The sequence below is a fragment of the Streptomyces sp. NPDC058239 genome, from assembly GCF_042882185.1.
Lineage (GTDB): Bacteria > Actinomycetota > Actinomycetes > Streptomycetales > Streptomycetaceae > Streptomyces.
Genome location: NZ_JBHVWS010000016.1, coordinates 140,403 through 157,128 on the forward strand (window position 1 = coordinate 140,403; position 16,726 = coordinate 157,128).

At 69.2% G+C, this 16,726-nt stretch carries 14 protein-coding genes, 2 pseudogenes and 2 riboswitches; of the genes and pseudogenes, 9 read left to right on the plus strand and 7 right to left on the minus strand.

The features are described from left to right. Positions 1–86 precede the first annotated feature (86 nt). Together metE and ACFVYE_RS19575 are read right to left on the minus strand one after the other, a co-directional pair. Positions 87–2,411 (minus strand): 5-methyltetrahydropteroyltriglutamate--homocysteine S-methyltransferase, encoded by a 2,325-nt coding sequence (gene metE / locus ACFVYE_RS19570; protein ID WP_389606561.1) that lies wholly within the window; start codon positions 2,409–2,411, stop codon positions 87–89. Positions 2,412–2,574: 163 nt separating this feature from the next. Continuing rightward, a riboswitch (cobalamin riboswitch) is annotated at positions 2,575–2,794 on the minus strand. Positions 2,795–2,852: 58 nt separating this feature from the next. Continuing rightward, positions 2,853–3,446, minus strand: a complete 594-nt coding sequence (locus ACFVYE_RS19575) for a histidine phosphatase family protein (protein WP_383961121.1) — start codon at positions 3,444–3,446, stop codon at positions 2,853–2,855. Positions 3,447–3,568: 122 nt separating this feature from the next. Then, positions 3,569–3,661, plus strand: a riboswitch (adenosylcobalamin (AdoCbl) riboswitch). A gap of 45 nt (positions 3,662–3,706) precedes the next feature. On the opposite strand from ACFVYE_RS19575, the gene ACFVYE_RS19580 reads away from it, so the two are divergent. Both ACFVYE_RS19580 and ACFVYE_RS19585 read left to right on the plus strand, forming a co-directional pair. Next, positions 3,707–3,922 (plus strand): CbtB-domain containing protein, encoded by a 216-nt coding sequence (locus ACFVYE_RS19580; RefSeq protein WP_124720415.1) that lies wholly within the window; start codon positions 3,707–3,709, stop codon positions 3,920–3,922. Between the two features lie 28 nt (positions 3,923–3,950). Beyond that, positions 3,951–4,724 (plus strand): CbtA family protein, encoded by a 774-nt coding sequence (locus ACFVYE_RS19585; protein WP_383961118.1) that lies wholly within the window; start codon positions 3,951–3,953, stop codon positions 4,722–4,724. A gap of 128 nt (positions 4,725–4,852) precedes the next feature. On the opposite strand, the gene ACFVYE_RS19590 is transcribed toward ACFVYE_RS19585, so the two are convergent. Beyond that, positions 4,853–5,359, minus strand: a complete 507-nt coding sequence (locus ACFVYE_RS19590; protein WP_383961116.1) for a GNAT family N-acetyltransferase — start codon at positions 5,357–5,359, stop codon at positions 4,853–4,855. A 261-nt stretch (positions 5,360–5,620) separates the two neighbouring features. On the opposite strand from ACFVYE_RS19590, the pseudogene ACFVYE_RS19595 reads away from it, so the two are divergent. Further along, positions 5,621–5,803: pseudogene (locus tag ACFVYE_RS19595) on the plus strand (SDR family oxidoreductase); the annotation flags it as partial. Positions 5,804–5,856: 53 nt separating this feature from the next. Next, positions 5,857–6,093: a hypothetical protein gene (locus tag ACFVYE_RS19600; RefSeq protein ID WP_383961113.1), complete on the plus strand. Its 237-nt coding sequence runs from the start codon at positions 5,857–5,859 to the stop codon at positions 6,091–6,093. Here the strand turns inward: ACFVYE_RS19600 and ACFVYE_RS19605 are convergent. Then, positions 6,090–6,455 carry a tetratricopeptide repeat protein gene (locus tag ACFVYE_RS19605; RefSeq protein WP_383961110.1) on the minus strand — a complete coding sequence of 122 codons (366 nt, stop codon included), beginning with the start codon at positions 6,453–6,455 and terminating at the stop codon, positions 6,090–6,092. The two genes, ACFVYE_RS19600 and ACFVYE_RS19605, sit on opposite strands and share 4 nt — an antisense overlap. 178 nt (positions 6,456–6,633) lie before the next feature. Between ACFVYE_RS19605 and ACFVYE_RS19610 the strand changes: the two genes are divergently transcribed. Continuing rightward, complete coding sequence (locus tag ACFVYE_RS19610; RefSeq protein WP_389606564.1) at positions 6,634–7,599, plus strand: pirin family protein; 966 nt, start codon at positions 6,634–6,636, stop codon at positions 7,597–7,599. A gap of 223 nt (positions 7,600–7,822) precedes the next feature. Here the strand turns inward: ACFVYE_RS19610 and ACFVYE_RS19615 are convergent, their stop codons facing one another. Then, a complete protein-coding gene (locus tag ACFVYE_RS19615) occupies positions 7,823–8,851 on the minus strand; it encodes an NlpC/P60 family protein (protein ID WP_383977256.1) in 1,029 nt (342 codons plus the stop codon). A 282-nt stretch (positions 8,852–9,133) separates the two neighbouring features. After that, positions 9,134–9,329: pseudogene (locus ACFVYE_RS19620) on the minus strand (RNA-binding protein); the annotation flags it as partial. Between the two features lie 573 nt (positions 9,330–9,902). Between ACFVYE_RS19620 and ACFVYE_RS19625 the strand changes: the two are divergent. From ACFVYE_RS19625 to ACFVYE_RS19640, 4 genes are all read left to right on the plus strand, one after another. After that, a complete protein-coding gene (locus ACFVYE_RS19625) occupies positions 9,903–10,820 on the plus strand; it encodes an ABC transporter ATP-binding protein (RefSeq protein ID WP_383977254.1) in 918 nt (305 codons plus the stop codon). Positions 10,821–10,886: 66 nt separating this feature from the next. Further along, a complete protein-coding gene (locus tag ACFVYE_RS19630) occupies positions 10,887–11,615 on the plus strand; it encodes an ABC transporter permease (RefSeq protein ID WP_383977251.1) in 729 nt (242 codons plus the stop codon). A 68-nt stretch (positions 11,616–11,683) separates the two neighbouring features. Continuing rightward, positions 11,684–12,919, plus strand: coding sequence for a sensor histidine kinase (locus tag ACFVYE_RS19635; protein ID WP_389606567.1), 1,236 nt, complete (start codon positions 11,684–11,686; stop codon positions 12,917–12,919). Beyond that, positions 12,916–13,554, plus strand: a complete 639-nt coding sequence (locus ACFVYE_RS19640; RefSeq protein WP_383977247.1) for a response regulator — start codon at positions 12,916–12,918, stop codon at positions 13,552–13,554. Before ACFVYE_RS19635 ends, ACFVYE_RS19640 begins: the two co-directional genes overlap by 4 nt. 218 nt (positions 13,555–13,772) lie before the next feature. Here ACFVYE_RS19640 and ACFVYE_RS19645 read toward each other — a convergent pair whose 3' ends face one another. Then, the gene (locus ACFVYE_RS19645) at positions 13,773–15,269 is read right to left on the minus strand and encodes an IMP dehydrogenase (protein WP_389606569.1); all 1,497 of its coding nucleotides are present in this window, start codon (positions 15,267–15,269) and stop codon (positions 13,773–13,775) included. Positions 15,270–16,726: the final 1,457 nt, after the last annotated feature.

The window sequence follows — 16,726 nt, forward strand, 5'->3', positions numbered from 1 at the left end:
TCAAGGCTTTGGTACGGACCACACTTCTTGCAGCCATCCGTGGTTGGTGCGGCCCGGGGCGACGCCCGTCCCGGGCCGCACCGCCGTCAGTGGGCGCTACCCGGCAGAGCCGCCCGCACCTCGGTGGCTGCCGAGACCAGGTTCTCCAGCGAGGCTCGTACTTCCGGCCAACCCCGGGTCTTCAGGCCGCAGTCGGGATTGACCCACAGCCGTTCGGCGGGAATCGCTTCGAGCCCCTTGCGCAGCAGAGCCGCTGCCTCGTCGGCACTCGGCACCCGCGGGGAGTGGATGTCGTACACACCGGGACCGACCTCCCGCGGATAGCCCGCCGATGCCAGTTCGTCGGCCACCTGCATATGCGAGCGGGCCGCCTCCAGGCTGATCACATCGGCATCCAGGTCGTCGATGGCCCTGATGATGTCCCCGAACTCCGCGTAGCACATATGCGTATGGATCTGAGTTCGGGGACGTACGCCACTGGTGGCCAGCCGGAACGACTCGGTCGCCCACGCCAGATACCCGGCGCGATCGGCGGCCCGCAGCGGCAGCGTCTCGCGCAGGGCGGGCTCGTCCACCTGGATGACCGAACTTCCGGCCGACTCAAGGTCGTTCACCTCGTCCCGCAGCGCGAGGGCGACCTGGCGCGCGGTCTCGGCGAGCGGCTGGTCGTCACGGACGAAGGACCAGGCGAGCATGGTGACGGGACCTGTGAGCATGCCCTTGACCGGACGGGCGGTGAGCGACTGCGCGTACGTCGTCCAGCGCACCGTCATCGGCTCCGGCCGGGAGATGTCCCCGGCCAGGATCGGCGGCCGGACATACCGTGTGCCGTACGACTGGACCCAGCCGTGCTGAGTCGCGAGGTACCCGACGAGCTGCTCGGCGAAGTACTGCACCATGTCGTTGCGTTCGGGTTCGCCGTGCACCAGCACATCGACGCCCGCTTTCTCCTGGAACGCCAGCACCTCCTGGATCTCCGACTCGATGCGCTCGTCGTAGGTGGCGGTGTCGATGCGTCCGGCCCGCAGATCGGCGCGTGCGGTGCGCAGTCGGGCCGTCTGCGGGAACGAACCGATGGTGGTGGTCGGCAGCAACGGAAGCCGCAGACGGTCACGTTGGGCCGCTGCCCGTTGCGGATACGACGCTTCACGGTGCCCGTCGGACTCCGTGACGGCAGCGGCCCGGGCCCGTACCGCCGGGTCATGGGTGAGCGCAGAACCGGCCCGCGAGGCCAGATCGGCACGATTCGCGGCGAGTTCGGCGGCGATCGCGTCCGTACCCTGTGCGAGGCCCCGGGCCAGGGTGGCGATCTCGGCGGACTTCTGCCGGGCGAAGGCCAGCCAGCGGGCCACCTGCGGGTCGATGTCAGGCTCGGCGGTCGCGTCGAGGGGGACGTGCAGCAGGGAGCAGGAGGCCGCCACATCGACCTGGCCGGCGAGGCCGAGCAGGGTGCCGAGCGTGGTGAGGGACTGCTGGTAGTCGTTGATCCACACGTTGCGGCCGTCGACGACCCCGGCGACCAGCCGCCTGCCAGGCAGACCGCCGACTGCGGCGAGATCCCTCAGATTGGCGGCCGCCGGACCGGTGAAGTCGAGGGCGAGCCCGTCGACCGGCGCCTTTGCCAGCACGGCGAGGGCCGCACCGAGCCGGTCGAAGTAGGAGGCGACGAGGAGCTTCGGCCGGTCGGTGAGCGCGCCCAGGTCACGGTAGGCGCGGGCGGCGGCGTTCAGCTCGGCCGGGGTGCGGTCCTGCACCAGGGCGGGCTCGTCGAGCTGCACCCACCGGGCACCGGCGGCACGCAGATCGGCCAGCACCTCGGCGTACACCGGCAGCAGCCGGTCGAGCAGCGTCAGTGGCTCGAAGCCGGCGGTGACGCCCGGAGCGGGCTTGGCCAGCAGCAGATAGGTCACCGGACCGACGAGCACCGGGCGAGGGCTGAGCCCGAGCGCCCGCGCTTCCTCGAACTCCGCGACCTGCTTGGTGGAGTCGGCGGTGAAGACGGTGTCGGGACTGAGCTCCGGAACCAGATAGTGGTAGTTCGTGTCGAACCACTTGGTCATTTCGAGCGGCGCCACATCCTGCGTACCGCGCGCCATCGCGAAATAGCCGTCCAGCCCATTGGTTTCGACGGCTTCACGATGCCTGGCCGGTACGGCACCGACCATCACGCTGGTGTCCAGCACATGGTCGTAGTACGAGAAGTCGCCGGTCGGGACCTCGTGGATGCCGTCGTCTGCGAGCCGGCGCCAGTTGGTGCGGCGCAGGCCGGCGGCGGTCTCCCGGAGGGCGGCTGCGGAGACCCGGCCCTTCCAGTAACCCTCGACGGCCTTCTTCAGTTCGCGGTTGCTCCCCTGGCGGGGATATCCGTACACGGTGGCCCGGGCTGCCGCGGCTGCGGACTTGCTGGTCACGGAACTCTCCTTCGCGAGCGTGTGTCCTGATACGACCCCGGGACGGATCGAAGGCGCGAAGGGATGACGGACCGGGCGGAACCGCAGCGCCGTGGAGGCGCGCGTGCCCTGCCCGATATGTACGCCGACCCGCCCACGAGGTCACCGAGATCACCGAGCGCGTCCGACGCGCACGGGCAGTGGCAGGTCTTCGGACTCGCGGGCACTTCTCGCGTACGAGACACCTACTGGCCGTCGCTTCCCGGGCCCCGTATCGGGTCCAGTGCTTGATGACGGCGGTCGTTCCCACTCACCGCTGCGGGGCAGTCCCGGATTCCCACCGGGTTCCCTCTTGCGACGCGCCTGTCTGGCGGACAGGGCGAACCAGCTGCACCACCACAGTAGGCGCTGACCGGCGGTTCCGGCACGTCAGTTGTTCATACCGTGGGCCACGGGAGGACGTCAGTGCCCCGGAGCGGGGGACAGCGGCTGCCCACAGCGCAGGTTCCACCGTCCGGACCGGCCGCTGAGCCCGGTCAGCGTCAGAGGGGCGACGTCCAGCCGCCAGAACGCCCCCGTCGGCAGAGCGAGCGCCGATACGATCGCCGCCCGCACCACCGCAGGCTCGACGACCCCGAGCACACAGCCGCCCTCGTCGCCGTAGAGGGACTCCACGGACTCCAGCCAGCGGCCGACCCGGGCGCAGAACTCCAGCAACGGTTCGCCGCCGTGCGGAGCCGCCGAAGGATCGGTCATCCAGACCGACACCGCCTCCGGCTCGCTGCCGCTCACCTCCTCCAGCCGCTGCCCGCTCCACCGGCCCATGTCCCAGCCGCGGAGCGCGAGTTCGTGCTCGGCGTGCAACCCCAGCGCGTCGGCGGTCCGGGCGCACCGTTCGGACGGCCCGCAGACATACCGGTCGGCCGCAGGCACGGCTGCCGCAGCGGCCCTGGCCTGCCGGACCCCGACCGCGTCCAGCGGCGCATCGCCGTCGAAACGGGCTTCGCGCAGCGCGGCGTTGAGCGCCGGTGAGATCAACATCACCTTTATCGTCATGACCGGGTCAACTCCCTGAAGTCTGGCCCCTCAAGTGCACCCACCATGGCATCCGGGCCTTCCGGCCCCACCGACGGCACCATGGCCGCGCCTGCCCCCAGGCGGTATCGTCCGATGAGCATGACGAAGTGTGACGGAAGTCCGGTGAGAATCCGGCACGGTCGCGCCACTGTGAACCCGTACCCGTACGGGAAGTCAGACCCAGCACCTTCGTCTCAGGCACCACGAACGGGACGCGTGTTCCCTCAGGAGGTTCTGCCATGGCACAGACTGCTGCCCCCGCCACCGCCGTACCGGCGATCACCCCCATCTCCCTGAAGGCCATTGCCCCTTGGGCGGTCTTCTTCGGCATCCTCATGCTCGTACTGCTGTACTTCGTCGGCGCCGAGCAGGGCGCCACCGCGGTCATCTCCGGCGAAGGTGTTCACGAGTGGGTCCACGACGGCCGCCACCTCCTCGGTTTCCCCTGCCACTGACGTACCGTCCGATCCAGGGGAAATCCTCATGAACTCCATATCTGTCAGAGCCCTGCTCGTCCGCGGCATGCTGGCCGGCCTCGCCGCGGGCGCGCTCGCTCTGGTCGTCGCCTACTTCCTCGGCGAGTCCCGGGTGGACGCGGCCATCGCTCTCGAAGAGGCGCACAGCCATGACCACGGCGGCGGCGAGGAACTCGTCAGCCGCACCATGCAGTCCACCGCCGGCCTTGCCACCGGTGTGCTCGTCTTCGGTGTGGCGATCGGCGGCATCGCCGCCCTCGTCTTCTGTTACGCCCTCGGCCGGATCGGCAGATTCGGCCCGCGGGCCACGGCCGCCCTGATCGCGGGTGCGGCTCTGCTGACGGTGTACATCGTGCCGTTCCTGAAGTACCCGGCCAACCCGCCGGCCGTCGGCAACCCCGACACGATCGGCCGACGCACCGCCCTGTTCTTCCTGATGGTCGCCCTCAGCGTGCTGCTGGCCGTCGCTGTCGTCATCTTCGGCAAGCGGCTGGCTCCACGCCTGGGCAACTGGAACGCGACGATCACCGCATCCGCCGCCTACGTCGTCGTGATCGGGATCGCCTATGCGTTCCTGCCCTCGTTCAACGAGGTCGGAAAGGACTTCCCGGCCGGCTTGCTGTGGGAGTTCCGCCTCGCCACGCTCGCCGTGCAGGCGACTCTCTGGATCACCTTCGGCCTCGTCTTCGGCTGGCTGACGGAACGGCTTCTCGTGCCGGGGACCGACTCCGTCAGGACCGGAAACGGTGCGGCGAACCGGGCTGCCACCGCGGCAGGCTGACCGACGCACCACTGGCCACCAGCAGACATCGGAACCCGCCGGGAGCTTCCCGGCGGGTTCCGTCGTCCCATGGTGCGCGGCTGAGCCGGCGGCTGTATGTACGCGTAAGGGGCCGGGCGACCGGGGGCTCACCCCTCGGCCTGCTGATCCCAGTCGATCCGGTAGTGCTTCAGCTGCGCATCCTCCTTCACCAGGTGCATACCGACGGCTGTCATGACGTGTTGCGACGCGAGGTTGTCCAGATCGGTGTCGCCGTGCACGCAGCTCACACCCTGGTCGCGGGCGAACAGGAGCAGTGCGCGCAGCGCCTCGGAGGCGTAACCCATGCCCTGGGCCGAGGGGACGAGGCCGTAGCCGATCGTGACGTGTCCGTTCTCGTCCGGAGCGCCATGGAATCCCAGCCCGCCGATCACCTCTCCGTCGTCGCGGCGACGTATCTCGTACGAACCGAAGGGGCTGGGATCACCCGTCGTCGCGCATGTGTCGAGGAAGCGCTCGGCTGCGGCCATCTCGCCGGGGGACGGGTATCCGGGCGCCCAGCGGGCACCGTCTCCCGGCTTGCCCGCCATCACCTGCAAGGCATCGGAGGCGCTCATCAGGCGAAGGAAGAGGCGGGGAGTCTCAAGGTCGGTCATGACCGAGTGAAGTATCACGACGGACGGGCGGAAGGCATCGGGATTGTCCGACGGGAGCGTCCGGAGCGGCGCGGGGGCTCCGGTGGGGTCCTGCTGAGGCCCTGCAGAGGCCTTGCGGGGCGCGGGGTAGCGCTGTCAGCAGATTGCGTAGCGTAGCGTCGCTACGGTATCGGTTTTAGCGTTGCTCTCGCCGGGGTGCGGAACTCACGGCCCACCTGAGACAGGGAGCGCCGCCATGGGCGAGCAGCACGCCACCACACGCCGACCGCCACCGCCCTGTTCCTGGACGGCAAGGACGAGCAGACCATCGCGAGGCCGGCCGGCCAGGCACCGCTGGAGCGGCTGGGAACCCCGCAGGACATCGCCGAGGTGATCTCCTTCCTCGCCGGCCCGGCCCGCTGGGCCAACGGCCAGGTGCTGCGCGCCAACGGCGGCATCGTCTGAGCTACCCGCCGGAGCACTGCCCCGCCCGCCCCGCGACCTTCGGCGACGCGAGCGTGTCACGGCGGGTACGCGACGCCGTGCATGCCGCGGTCTTCACCCCGGATGCGTCCGGCGCCTCCGCAGACGCGGACGACACGGGGGCCGCCGTGTCCGAGGCCCACGTGCCGTCCACCGCCGCTCGGCTGAACACGCTGCTGCGGCAGTCGTCGGATCCGGTACTCGGCGCGGCCGAGGGCGCCCTCCTGACGGAATGGCCGAACCGCCTGTCGAACGCTCCACGCGACCGCTAGAGCCCTGTCCGGTCCGTGTCGAAGTCGAAGTCCCCGGAGAACGCCGCCGCCATCCGCAGATGACCGGTCGCCTCCGCGCTCCGCCCCTGGCGCTCAAGCGTGCGGCCGAGCATCAGCCGCGCGTAGTGCTCCACCGGGTCGCGCTCCAGAACCGCCCGCAGCTCCGTCTCGGCCCTGCCGAGCCGAGCCGAGTGGTAGTAGGCCCGGGCCAGCAGCAGACGCGGGGAGACCTGCTCCGGCGCCTCCTCGACCAGGCCTTCCAGAATCCGGGCCGCAGTCATGTACTCCTTCGCTTCGAAGAACATCTGCGCACGGTCCCAGCGGTCGGCGGTCGTACCGAACTCGAAATAGGTGTCGCTCACTTGATCTCCTCGTTCACGGACCGTCCCGGGATCGCTCCCGGCCCTGTCCTGCCGCTGACCCGGCCGTACGCTCAGCCGTGCTCCAGTCACCGGAACATGGCACACTGGTTGAATATTCCACTAAATTATCGGCGTGGGTACCGGCACCCCGGGCCCGCACGGGAATAGGTTGAGCGCCATGAGCAATCTCGATCGCCAGGCCGCACTCTCCGTCTGTGGAGGACGGGGCTTCGTCGTCGCCGAGCCAGTACGTGAACTCCTCACCCCGCGCCATGTCCGGCTGGGTGAGTCCACCGAGGTCCGCAGACTGCTGCCCAATCTGGGCCGCCGAATGGTCGGCGCATGGGCCTTTGTCGATCATTACGGCCCCGACGACATTGCCGGCGAACCAGGGATGCAAGTACCGCCCCACCCCCACATGGGCCTGCAGACGGTCAGCTGGCTGCACGACGGAGAGGTCCTGCACCGGGACAGCCTCGGCAGTCTCCGCACGATCCGCCCGCGCGAGCTCGGACTGATGACCTCCGGCCGGGCCATCAGCCACTCCGAGGAGAGCCCGAAGTCGCATGCGAGGTTTCTGCACGGCGCCCAGCTCTGGGTCGCCCTGCCCGACGCCCACCGCCATGTCGAGCCGCACTTCCAGCACCACACCGAACTGCCGACCGTCACCGCCCCCGGCCTCACCGCCACCCTGATCCTGGGCGAACTCGACGGCGCCACTTCGCCCGGCACCGCGTACACCCCGATCGTCGGTGCCGACCTGGCCCTGTCCGCCGGCGCCGAGGCCCGTCTGCCGCTCGACCCGGACTTCGAGTACGCGGTGCTCTCGATGTCAGGGCAGGCCGAGGTCGACGGCGTACCCGTGCTGCCCGGTTCCATGCTCTACCTCGGCTGCGGCCGCACCGAACTCCCCTTGCGCGCGGACACCGACGCGGGCCTCATGCTCCTCGGCGGCGAGCCCTTCGAGGAGGAGATCGTCATGTGGTGGAACTTCATCGGCCGTTCCCACGAGGAAATCGAGGAGGCCCGGAGGGGCTGGATGGAGAGCTCCCGCTTCGGCGAGGTGAAGGGCTACGACGGGGGCCGGCTGCCCGCTCCCGAACTGCCGCCCGTGGCGCTGAAACCACGCGGAAGGGTGCGCTGAGCTGCACTGAGGTGGTCGGGGTCCGGTGTTCGAGTGATGGCTGCGAACCAGCCGCACGCGCGACGGCGGGACCGGTTCTGCGCGCCTCCGGAAGATCCGGTGCTGCTCTTGGTGGCGGAGCGGTCGGGCGTCGGTGAATCGAGGTCCGCCCCGTCGGTGACCTGTGGTCTCCGGCGGGGCGGACTGTCTGCGCGGGCGCGGGAATTCGCCCGTTCGGGCGTGGTCAGCCGACGCGCACGCCGAACTGGAAGCTGCCGATGGTGTTCATCGACTCGTAGCGGACGAACGTGCCCGGGTACGGGGCGTGCAGGACGGTGTTGTTGCCCGCGTAGAGGCCCACGTGCTCGGTGTTGTTGAAGAAGACCAGGTCGCCCGGCTTCAGTGCGCTGCGCCCGATATGGGTGCCGTCGTTGACCTGGGTGTAAGTGACCCGGGAGATCTGGACGTTGGCCTGGGCGTAGGCCCACTGGGTCAGCCCGGAGCAGTCGAAGGATCCGGGGCCGGTGCCGCCGCGGCCGTACGGCTTGCCCTCCTGGGTGGCGGCGGCATTCAGGGCGGCGGCACCCCAGGCGGAGGCGGGGACCTCGTTGCCCAGGTCGACCCGGTCGCTCGCGGCGCGGCTGGCACGCTGTTCGTCCTCGCGCATCTTTGTGCGCTCGGCTTGGGTCATCGTGTTGAGCAGGCGCTGCGCCTCGGCCAGCTTGTCCTGGAGCTTCTTCTTCTTCGCGCCGAGCGTCTTGCGCACGTCCGCGAGGTCACCGAGCTTGTCCTGGGCCTCCTTGCGCTCCTGCGCGAGGACCCGCTGCTTCTCCTGGATCTTCCCCAGGGTCTCGGTCTGCTTGGCCGTCAACTGGTCGAGGGCCGAGGCCTCGTCGAGGAAGGTGTCCGGGTTGGACGAGAGGAAGAGCTGCACCGACGGGTCGATGCCACCGGAGCGGTACTGGGCGGCGGCGAGCGAACCGAGGCCGTTGCGCAGCTTGTTGATCTCCTGCTGGCCGCGGGCCACCTTGTCCTGCAGCGCGCCGACTTCCTTCTCCAGCTTCTGCTGCTTCTCCTTGGCGCCGTAGTACTGCTCATTGGCCGCGCCGGCTTCGTGGTTGAGCTTCTCGACCTTCGCCTTGACCTCGCCCTTGGAGGGCTTCGGGTCGGCGTGGGCGGCCTGGGAGGTCAGGGCCACGGCTGCGGCGGCGGTTGCGGTGAGCACGGTCACGCGGGTGCGGCTCGGCTGCTTGGGACGACGGTGGGACGCCACGAAGGCGAGCTCCTTCTTCCTCGAGCCGCCTACCGGGCTGTGGGGGGAAGTGAATCCCCGGCTCCGTGCACGTCACGGACTCGGCGGTGTCTTCGCTGCCACCCCGGATGGGTGATCAATCGTGCGAAGGTTCGAGGCCCGACTTTAGTGACCATCTTGTGATCAGTTCAAATCCTCACAGGAAAAATCTCGTCACACGAGGTACTTCTTTACTCACATCGCACACGTTGTAGCGGCGACTTGACGGTCCGTTTCGTTATTTCCGGCAAGTCGCAACAAGTCTCACCAGGCGGGCGAAAGGTGCTCCAGGAGCAAGACGGACGCAATGGGTACGGCCCCCGCCTCGCCACCCCGTCGGCAACCTCCATGGTCAGTGGAGACCGACGCGACGGGCCGTCCGGACGGTTCCACGCGCCGGTTGACGGATGAGCTCGTCCGCCGTGACACCCGGCTTGCTGAACAGCACCCGCACACAGCGCTGTTCGCATTCGACTGCCCTCGGCGGCGGAGTCGTAGCGGACGCAGTGAACGGCGTGGTCAACCCGGAGGCCGGGGCGCGTGGCGTGCCCCGGCCTCCACAGAGCTCAGGACAGGCGCAGTCCCAGGTCCGTCAGGCGGACCGGAGTGCCCGTGGTCAGGCTGCGGTTGATGCCGATGCCGATGCCGATGCCGACCGCGACGCTGCGCAGTCCGTCCGGGTAGCCCGCGCGGCGGCACAGCGGGTCGTCGGCTGCAATGGCGGGGCCGGTGACCGGCGTCCGCGACCAGCGTGTCGTAGTGGCGCATCCGGGCCTCGTTGGTGTCGCACCAGGCGACCGGGACGGCGTCGGACGCGTAGGTGTCGAGCAGCGCGTCGAGGGGTTGAAGTGTCCGGGAAGGATTCACAGGGGTGCCGGGACTCGGCAGACCGACGGCTGGGAGCATGCGAGGCAGTCCGGGTGTCAACCGTTCGATCGCTGGAAGTTCCACCGTTTGTCTGTCGCCGGGTCGATCCGCGCGGCGCGGTGCCGGCCGAATACTGGTCGAACCCAAGAGGACGGAGACCGACACCGTGCCGGCGATCGTCGTATCGAACCTGCGAAAGCAGTACGGCCAGAAGGTCGTCGTGGACGACATTTCGTTCGAGGTCGAGGAGGGCGAGATCTTCGGGATCCTCGGCCCCAATGGAGCCGGGAAGACCACGACCGTCGAGTGCATCGCCGGTCTGCGCAAGCCGGACGGAGGCAGCATCTCGGTGCTCGGTCTCGACCCGCAGCGCGACGCGGCCGAGCTGCGTCACATCCTGGGCATGCAGCTGCAGAAGAGCGAGATGCCGGACAAGCTGCGGGTCGCCGAGGCGATGGAACTGTACGCCTCCTTCTACGACAACCAGGCCGACTGGCGCGAGCTGCTCGCGGAACTGAATCTGCAGGACAAGGGCGACAGCCCGTTCGGCAGTCTCTCCGGCGGACAGAAGCAGCGTCTGTCGATCGCGCTGGCGCTGGTCGGCAACCCGAAGGTCGCCGTACTGGACGAGCTGACCACCGGACTGGACCCGGCGGCCCGCCGGCACACCTGGGACCTGATCGAGCAGGTCCGCGACCGTGGCATCACCGTCGTCCTGGTCACGCATTTCATGGAGGAGGCCGAACGGCTCTGCGACCGGCTGGCCCTCATCGACGGCGGCGGGATCGTCGCGCTGGACTCCCCGGCCGGTCTGGTGGCCAAAGCGGACGCCGAGCAGAAAGTGCGCTTCCGGCCCACCACCGAACTCGACGACGAACTCCTGGTCTCACTCCCGGAGGTGGTCTCCGTGGAGCGGCACGGCTCGCAGGTGGTGGTCACCGGCACCGGCAACCTGGTGCACGCGGTCACGTCGGTACTGGCGCGCAACCAGATCGTCGCCGCGGACCTGCGGGCCGAGCCGGCCGGCCTGGAGGACGCGTTCATCGCGCTGACCGGCCGCCGGTTCGACCGCCCCGCCCAGTAGCCCGACGGCCCCCCTCGAAGCAGACCCCGGATCCCCCCGTAAGGAGACGAGACAACAGTGCGGGCGATGAACCGACTCACGGTCGTGGAGTTCAAACTCTTCCTGCGAGACCCCACCGCATACTTCTGGACGCTGCTCTTCCCGGTCGCCCTCGTGGTGATCGTCGGAAGCCTCCCGTCGTCCCGTGAGGTCAGCGCGGAAATCGGCCGGCGCGGCATCGATTACTTCACGCCCGTCCTGGTGGTGCTGGCATTCGCGCTGGTCGGCCTGTTCATCACGCCGACCTACCTGGTGAGCTACCGGGAAAAGGGCATTCTGCGCAGGCTCTCGACCACGCCGGTGGGCCCGGCCCGGGTGCTGATCGCCCAGCTCGTGGTCCAGACGGCCGTCACCGCCGCCACCACCGTCCTGGTACTCGGCACCGCGGCGCTGCTCTGGGACGTCGAACTGCCGGCCAACGCCGGCGGCTTCCTGCTCGCCTTCGTGCTCTCGGTCACGGCGGTCCTGGCCATCGGGCTCTTCCTGGCCTCGGTGATGAAGACCAGCAAGGCCGCCACCGGCGCGGGCAGCGTTCTCTTCTTCCCGCTGATGTTCTTCGCCGGGCTCTATGTGCCCCGAGAGCAGATGCCCGCCGCGGTCGACCGGATCGGGGACTTCACGCCGCTGGGCGCGTCCGTCCTGGCTTTCGGCGACGCGGCCCGGGGCGACTGGCCCGGCATGACCGCGCTCCTGGTCCTGGCCGCCTACGCGGTGGTCTGCGGTGTCGCGGCCGCCCGTCTCTTCCGCTGGGAGTAGGCCGGGACTTCATGACCACGTATGGTCTTGAACGGACTTCCTGAACCACACGGGGGCTGGGGATCAACATGAAGAGCGACGAACCGATCGACCTCCGCCGTTTCTCAGCCCCCCTGCCCCTGGCGCTGCTGGGCGTGGCCACCGTCTTGTGCCTCGTGCAGCCCGACGAGGGAACGGTGAACGCACGCGCGGCTGTCATCCCCCTGGTCGCGGTGACCGCCCTGTGGACGCTCGCCATGTACACACTGCGGTCACGGGAATGGACCAGCCGCACCGGTCCGATGCTGACCTATGTGGCAGTCCAGCAGGTCCTGGCCGCAGTGCTGATGACGCAGCATCCGATCTTCTTCGTGTTCGCCGTGATCGGCTTCGTCCAGGCGTACGACCTGCTCCCGCCGCAGTGGGCTTTCGTCAGCATCGGCGCCACCTCGCTGATGATCAACCTGATCCCCGGCGGAGTACCCGACACCTCGGAGCGGATCGCGATCGCGGTCGCGTCCGTGTGCCTTCAGACCTTCCTGATCGGCTGGTTCGGCAATCTCTCGCACCGCTTCAACGAACGCAGTGAGGAACGCCGGAGGTTGGTCACGAAGCTGAAGACCGTCATCGCGGAGAACAACGGCCTGCACGCCCAGTTGCTCACCCAGGCCCGGGAGGCGGGCATGCAGGACGAGCGGCAGCGCATGGCCCGGGAAATCCACGACACCATCGCCCAGGGACTGACCGGGATAGTCACGCAGCTCCAGGCCGCGGACAAGGCCCGGGAGCAGCCCGACCAACGCGAGTGGCACCTTGAGCAGGTGCGGGTGCTGGCCAAGGAGGGCCTCGCGGCTGCCCGGCGGTCGGTGGCCGCGCTCCAGCCGGCGGAACTGGACGAGGCGCACCTGCCGGGCGCGATCCACGACCTCGCGCAGCGATGGTCGTCCCTCCAGGGCGTCCCGGCGTGCGTCGAGGCCACGGGTGACCCGGTGCCGTTGCTGACGGACATCGAGGTCGCCCTCTTCCGGGTCGCCCAGGAGACGCTCGCCAACGTGGCGAAGCACGCCGGTGCCAGGAAGGTCGGACTGACCATTTCCTACCTGGAGGACACGGTCATGCTGGACGTTCGCGACGACGGCGTCGGCTTCACCGTGACCGAGCACAGCGAGCCGCCGCCGGGGGACAGCGACAGCGGCTTCGGGCTCAACGGCCTGCGGCAGCGGCTCGACCGGGTGCTGGGGACGCTGACCATCGAGAGCGCCCCCGGCTCGGGCACCGCGATCAACGCGAGCGTGCCCGCGATCCGCCGGGGTGGTGGCGAATGAGCGAACAGCCGGCACCGATCCGGCTGCTGATCGTGGACGACCATCCGATCGTCCGCGACGGCCTGCGCGGGGCGTTCACCGGCAGCCCCGAGTTCGAGGTGGTCGGCGAGGCGGGCAACGGCGCGGAAGCCCTCGACCTGGTCACGGAGCTGGGGCCCGACCTGGTGCTGATGGATCTGCGCATGCCGGTGATGGACGGCGTCACCGCGATCCAACGGCTCAGCAAGACGGCACCGGACGTACGTGTGCTGGTGCTGACCACCTTCGACACCGACAACGACGTGCTGCCCGCGATCGAGGCGGGCGCCACGAGCTATCTCCTCAAGGACGCGCCCACGGAAGAACTGCTCCGCTCTGCCCGGGGAGCGGCACGTGGCGAGGCGGTGCTCTCCCCTGCCGTCACGAGGCGCCTGATGGACCGGGTACGGCGGCCGGGCAACGGCATACTGAGCGCACGAGAGCTCGAAGTGCTGCGCCCCATCGCGAACGGGGCGTCCAACAAGGAAGTGGCGAGCGAGCTCTTCATCACCGAGGCCAGTGTCAAGACGCACCTGCTGCGTATCTACGACAAGCTCGGGGTGCGCGACCGAGCGGGCGCGGTCGGCGAGGCGTTCCGTCGAGGTCTGGTGACCTGAGCCCGGACGCCCGCCGACCGTACGCCGTGCCGCGACGGCGGTGGCTCGGAACTGAAAGGTGATCAGGTCTTCCCGGAGGCCGGTGATGGTATCGATGGCCGCTCGGGCGGTCTCGACGTCCAGCAGCTTGTGGATGCCGTCACGACTGCGGAAGGCAGGTTATTCCGACTGTGCGCTATTCCCCCTCCGGCCAGTAGGCCGTGGCTCCTGGCAGCCTCTCAGGCGACGGTCGCCGGGGTGTCCCGCAGGGTGACATTGGCGTGGCTCTCCTGGAAGCTCTGGTCGGAGACCAGGGTCAGCCGGGCTGTGGACTGGAATTCCGGAAGCGTGGCGGAGCCGCAGGACACCATCGTGGTCTTGAGTTTGGCGATGGTCAGGGCGAGCCCTTCGTCGAGGTCGCCGGCGTAGGGGACGTAGCCGTCGACGCCTTCCTCGAAGATCAGTCCCTGGCTGCCCTGGCCGTAGCGCTGCCAGTTGCGGGCACGGTTCGAGCCCTCGCCCCAGTACTCCTTCACGAAGCCCTCGCGGGCGGGGAGCTTCGCGCCGGCTGCCTGGTCGAAGCGGGCGAAGTAACGCCCCATCATGACGAAGTCCGCTCCCATCGCCAGCGCCAGGGCCACGTGGTAGTCGTGTACCAGTCCGCCGTCGGAGCAGATCGGCACGTACTCGCCGGTGCGATCACGGAAGGCGTCCCGGGCCGCGGCGACGTCCAGCACCGCGCTGGCCTGGCCACGGCCGATGCCCTTCTGGTCGCGGGTGATGCAGATGGAGCCGCCGCCCACGCCGACCTTGACGAAGTCCGCGCCGGCCTCGGCGAGGAAGGTGAAGGCCTCACCGTCGACCACGTTGCCGCCGCCGGCCGGGATCTCCGGGTAGTGCTTTTTCACCCAGGTGAGGGCTTGCGCCTGCCAGTCGCTGTAGCCGTCGGAGGAGTCGAAGCACAGCGCGTCCGCGCCCGCCTCCAGCAGGGCGGGGACGCGCTCTCGGTAGTCGTGGGTGTTGATGCCCGCGCCCACGCGCAGGCGCTTGGCGGTGTCCACGGCCTGGTTCGGGAAGCGCTTGTTGTCCGCGTAGTCGGACCGGAACACCAGATGCTGCAGATGGCCCTCGGCGTCCAGCACCGGGAAGCAGTCCAGCCGCTGGTCCCACAGCCGTGCGTTGGCCTCGGAGAGCGTGGTGTCGGCACGGGCGTGGGGCAGGTCGGCGATGGCGGTCATTCGACCGCTCACCGGTCCGTCGAGGTCGTGGCGCTGGGGATGGAAGTCGCGGGAGGTCACCAGGCCGAGCAGGCGGCCGGTGGCGGTGCCGTCGTGGGTGACCGCGGCGGTGCTGTGACCGGTGCGTTGCATGATGGTGACCAGGTGGCTCAGGCTGTCGTCCGGGCGGACGTTGGTGTCGCTGGTGACGAACCCGGCCTTGAAGTTCTTCACCTGGCGGACGGCTGCGGCCTGGTCCTGGATCGACTGGTTGTGGTGCAGGAAGCTCAGTCCGCCGTTGCGCGCGAGCGCGATCGCGAGTTCCGGTGTGCTGACAGCCTGCATGATCGCGGACGTGAACGGGGAGCCCAGTTCGATCGCCGACTGCTCGCCCACGACGTGCCGCACCAGGGGCGTGGACAGGTCGACTGTCGCAGGCGAGCAGTCGGTCCGGGTCCGGTTCGGCAGGAGCAGAAACTCGTTGAACGTCCTTGAGACCTCGGCGATGATCTGTGCCACTCGTTCCTCCTGACCCGTCGACCGGGGCCTGACTGCCCGGCCGTGAAGATCGCCCCATGTTCCAGGATCCGGGCAGGCAGGTGTCGGCATGGCAGTTGTGGAGGTGCCACGAACTGCGGCAGAGCCCTGACCAGCCCGTGTCGAACCGGGTGCGGTCGTGACCTGGCACCTTATCGACTGCCCCGCTGTTGCACGAATCCTCTCCTTCACCGGCGATCGCCGGTCGCGGGTGGCTCCTTCTGGTCTTCGGCGCGTGCTGCGAGTTGCTCGGCCCAGTCGCGTCCGGCGTGGGCGACCAGCGGATCGCGGTGCGGCGGTGCATGCCGGTCAGGTCGGCGAGGACGGGGCTGCGGCCCGCGTGGGTGTCGCGTGCCCCGAAGGGCTGGGCCGCAGCGCGGACTTGATGGGCTTGGACTTCTTCGAGGCTTCGGCGGAAGGGGAGCCGGACGCCGACAGCATCCGGACCGGGGCCCTGTGGCCCTTGCCGCTCGTGGCTCCCGAAGAGGGTTCGGAGTCATCCCGGGGCTCACCGGACCACCACGAAGGTCACGGGCAGCAAGGGCCCGACGCCATCCGGATCCACGTCTCGGAACGGTACGGGCGCCCCGAAGATTTTCGCGGGTGAGTCCGCCGAAGAGGCCACCGCACCAACCGTCGCCACCAACCCGTACAAGTGGGAAGACCCGTGCAGCCAGCACTACTTGGTGGACCGGCAGCCCGCGCAAGTGCCCCCGCCGCCTTCCGAGCAGGACGCACCCGGATGGGCCGGGGCGCTCGATGCGGTGCCGGGCGGCGACCGATTGCTCGCGCTGACCGTGCAGGGCACCGGGAAGCGGACCGTCGTCCTGGAAGCCCTCCACGTCCGCATCGGCGGCGCGGCACCTGGCGTGGCCGTACCGGCGGCCCGGCCGGCGTCGCATCCGGTTCGACCCTGTGGCCGCGACGAGGTCTCGGGCCGTGCGGGCGGTGGGTCGGTCGGGCGGGGGTGGGCCGTTCGTGAGCGGCCCCCCGCCGGTCGGGTGCCTGGGTGTCCCGCTCGCCCCCGTCGGGACGGCCGATTCGGTGCCGCGGATGTGATGCCACCCATAGGAGCTGTGTCACATTCTATGGCGGGTAGTAGGTCCGGAGGCCGCCCTGACAGCACGGAAGCGCAACAGAACATATCATTTCGGACATTTCTCCGAAGTTGGGTAGTACGTCACATCATTGCGCCCGGCGCCGCACGTCGCTAACCATGGCTGTCGTTGCGGGAAGCCGCGACAGGGCTGGACGGATTCCTTCGGATCCGTTCGCTCCGGCCCGCAGTGCGGGGCACCGCCCCGCAAGCCACCGCAACCGGTCGGCAACACCATGACGTCCCCTCATTGGAGAGTTCCTTCCGTATGACCACGAACACGCAGACCCGCACCAGCCGCATCGCCCGCCTCCGCACCATGTCCGTCGCCGGCGTCGCCACC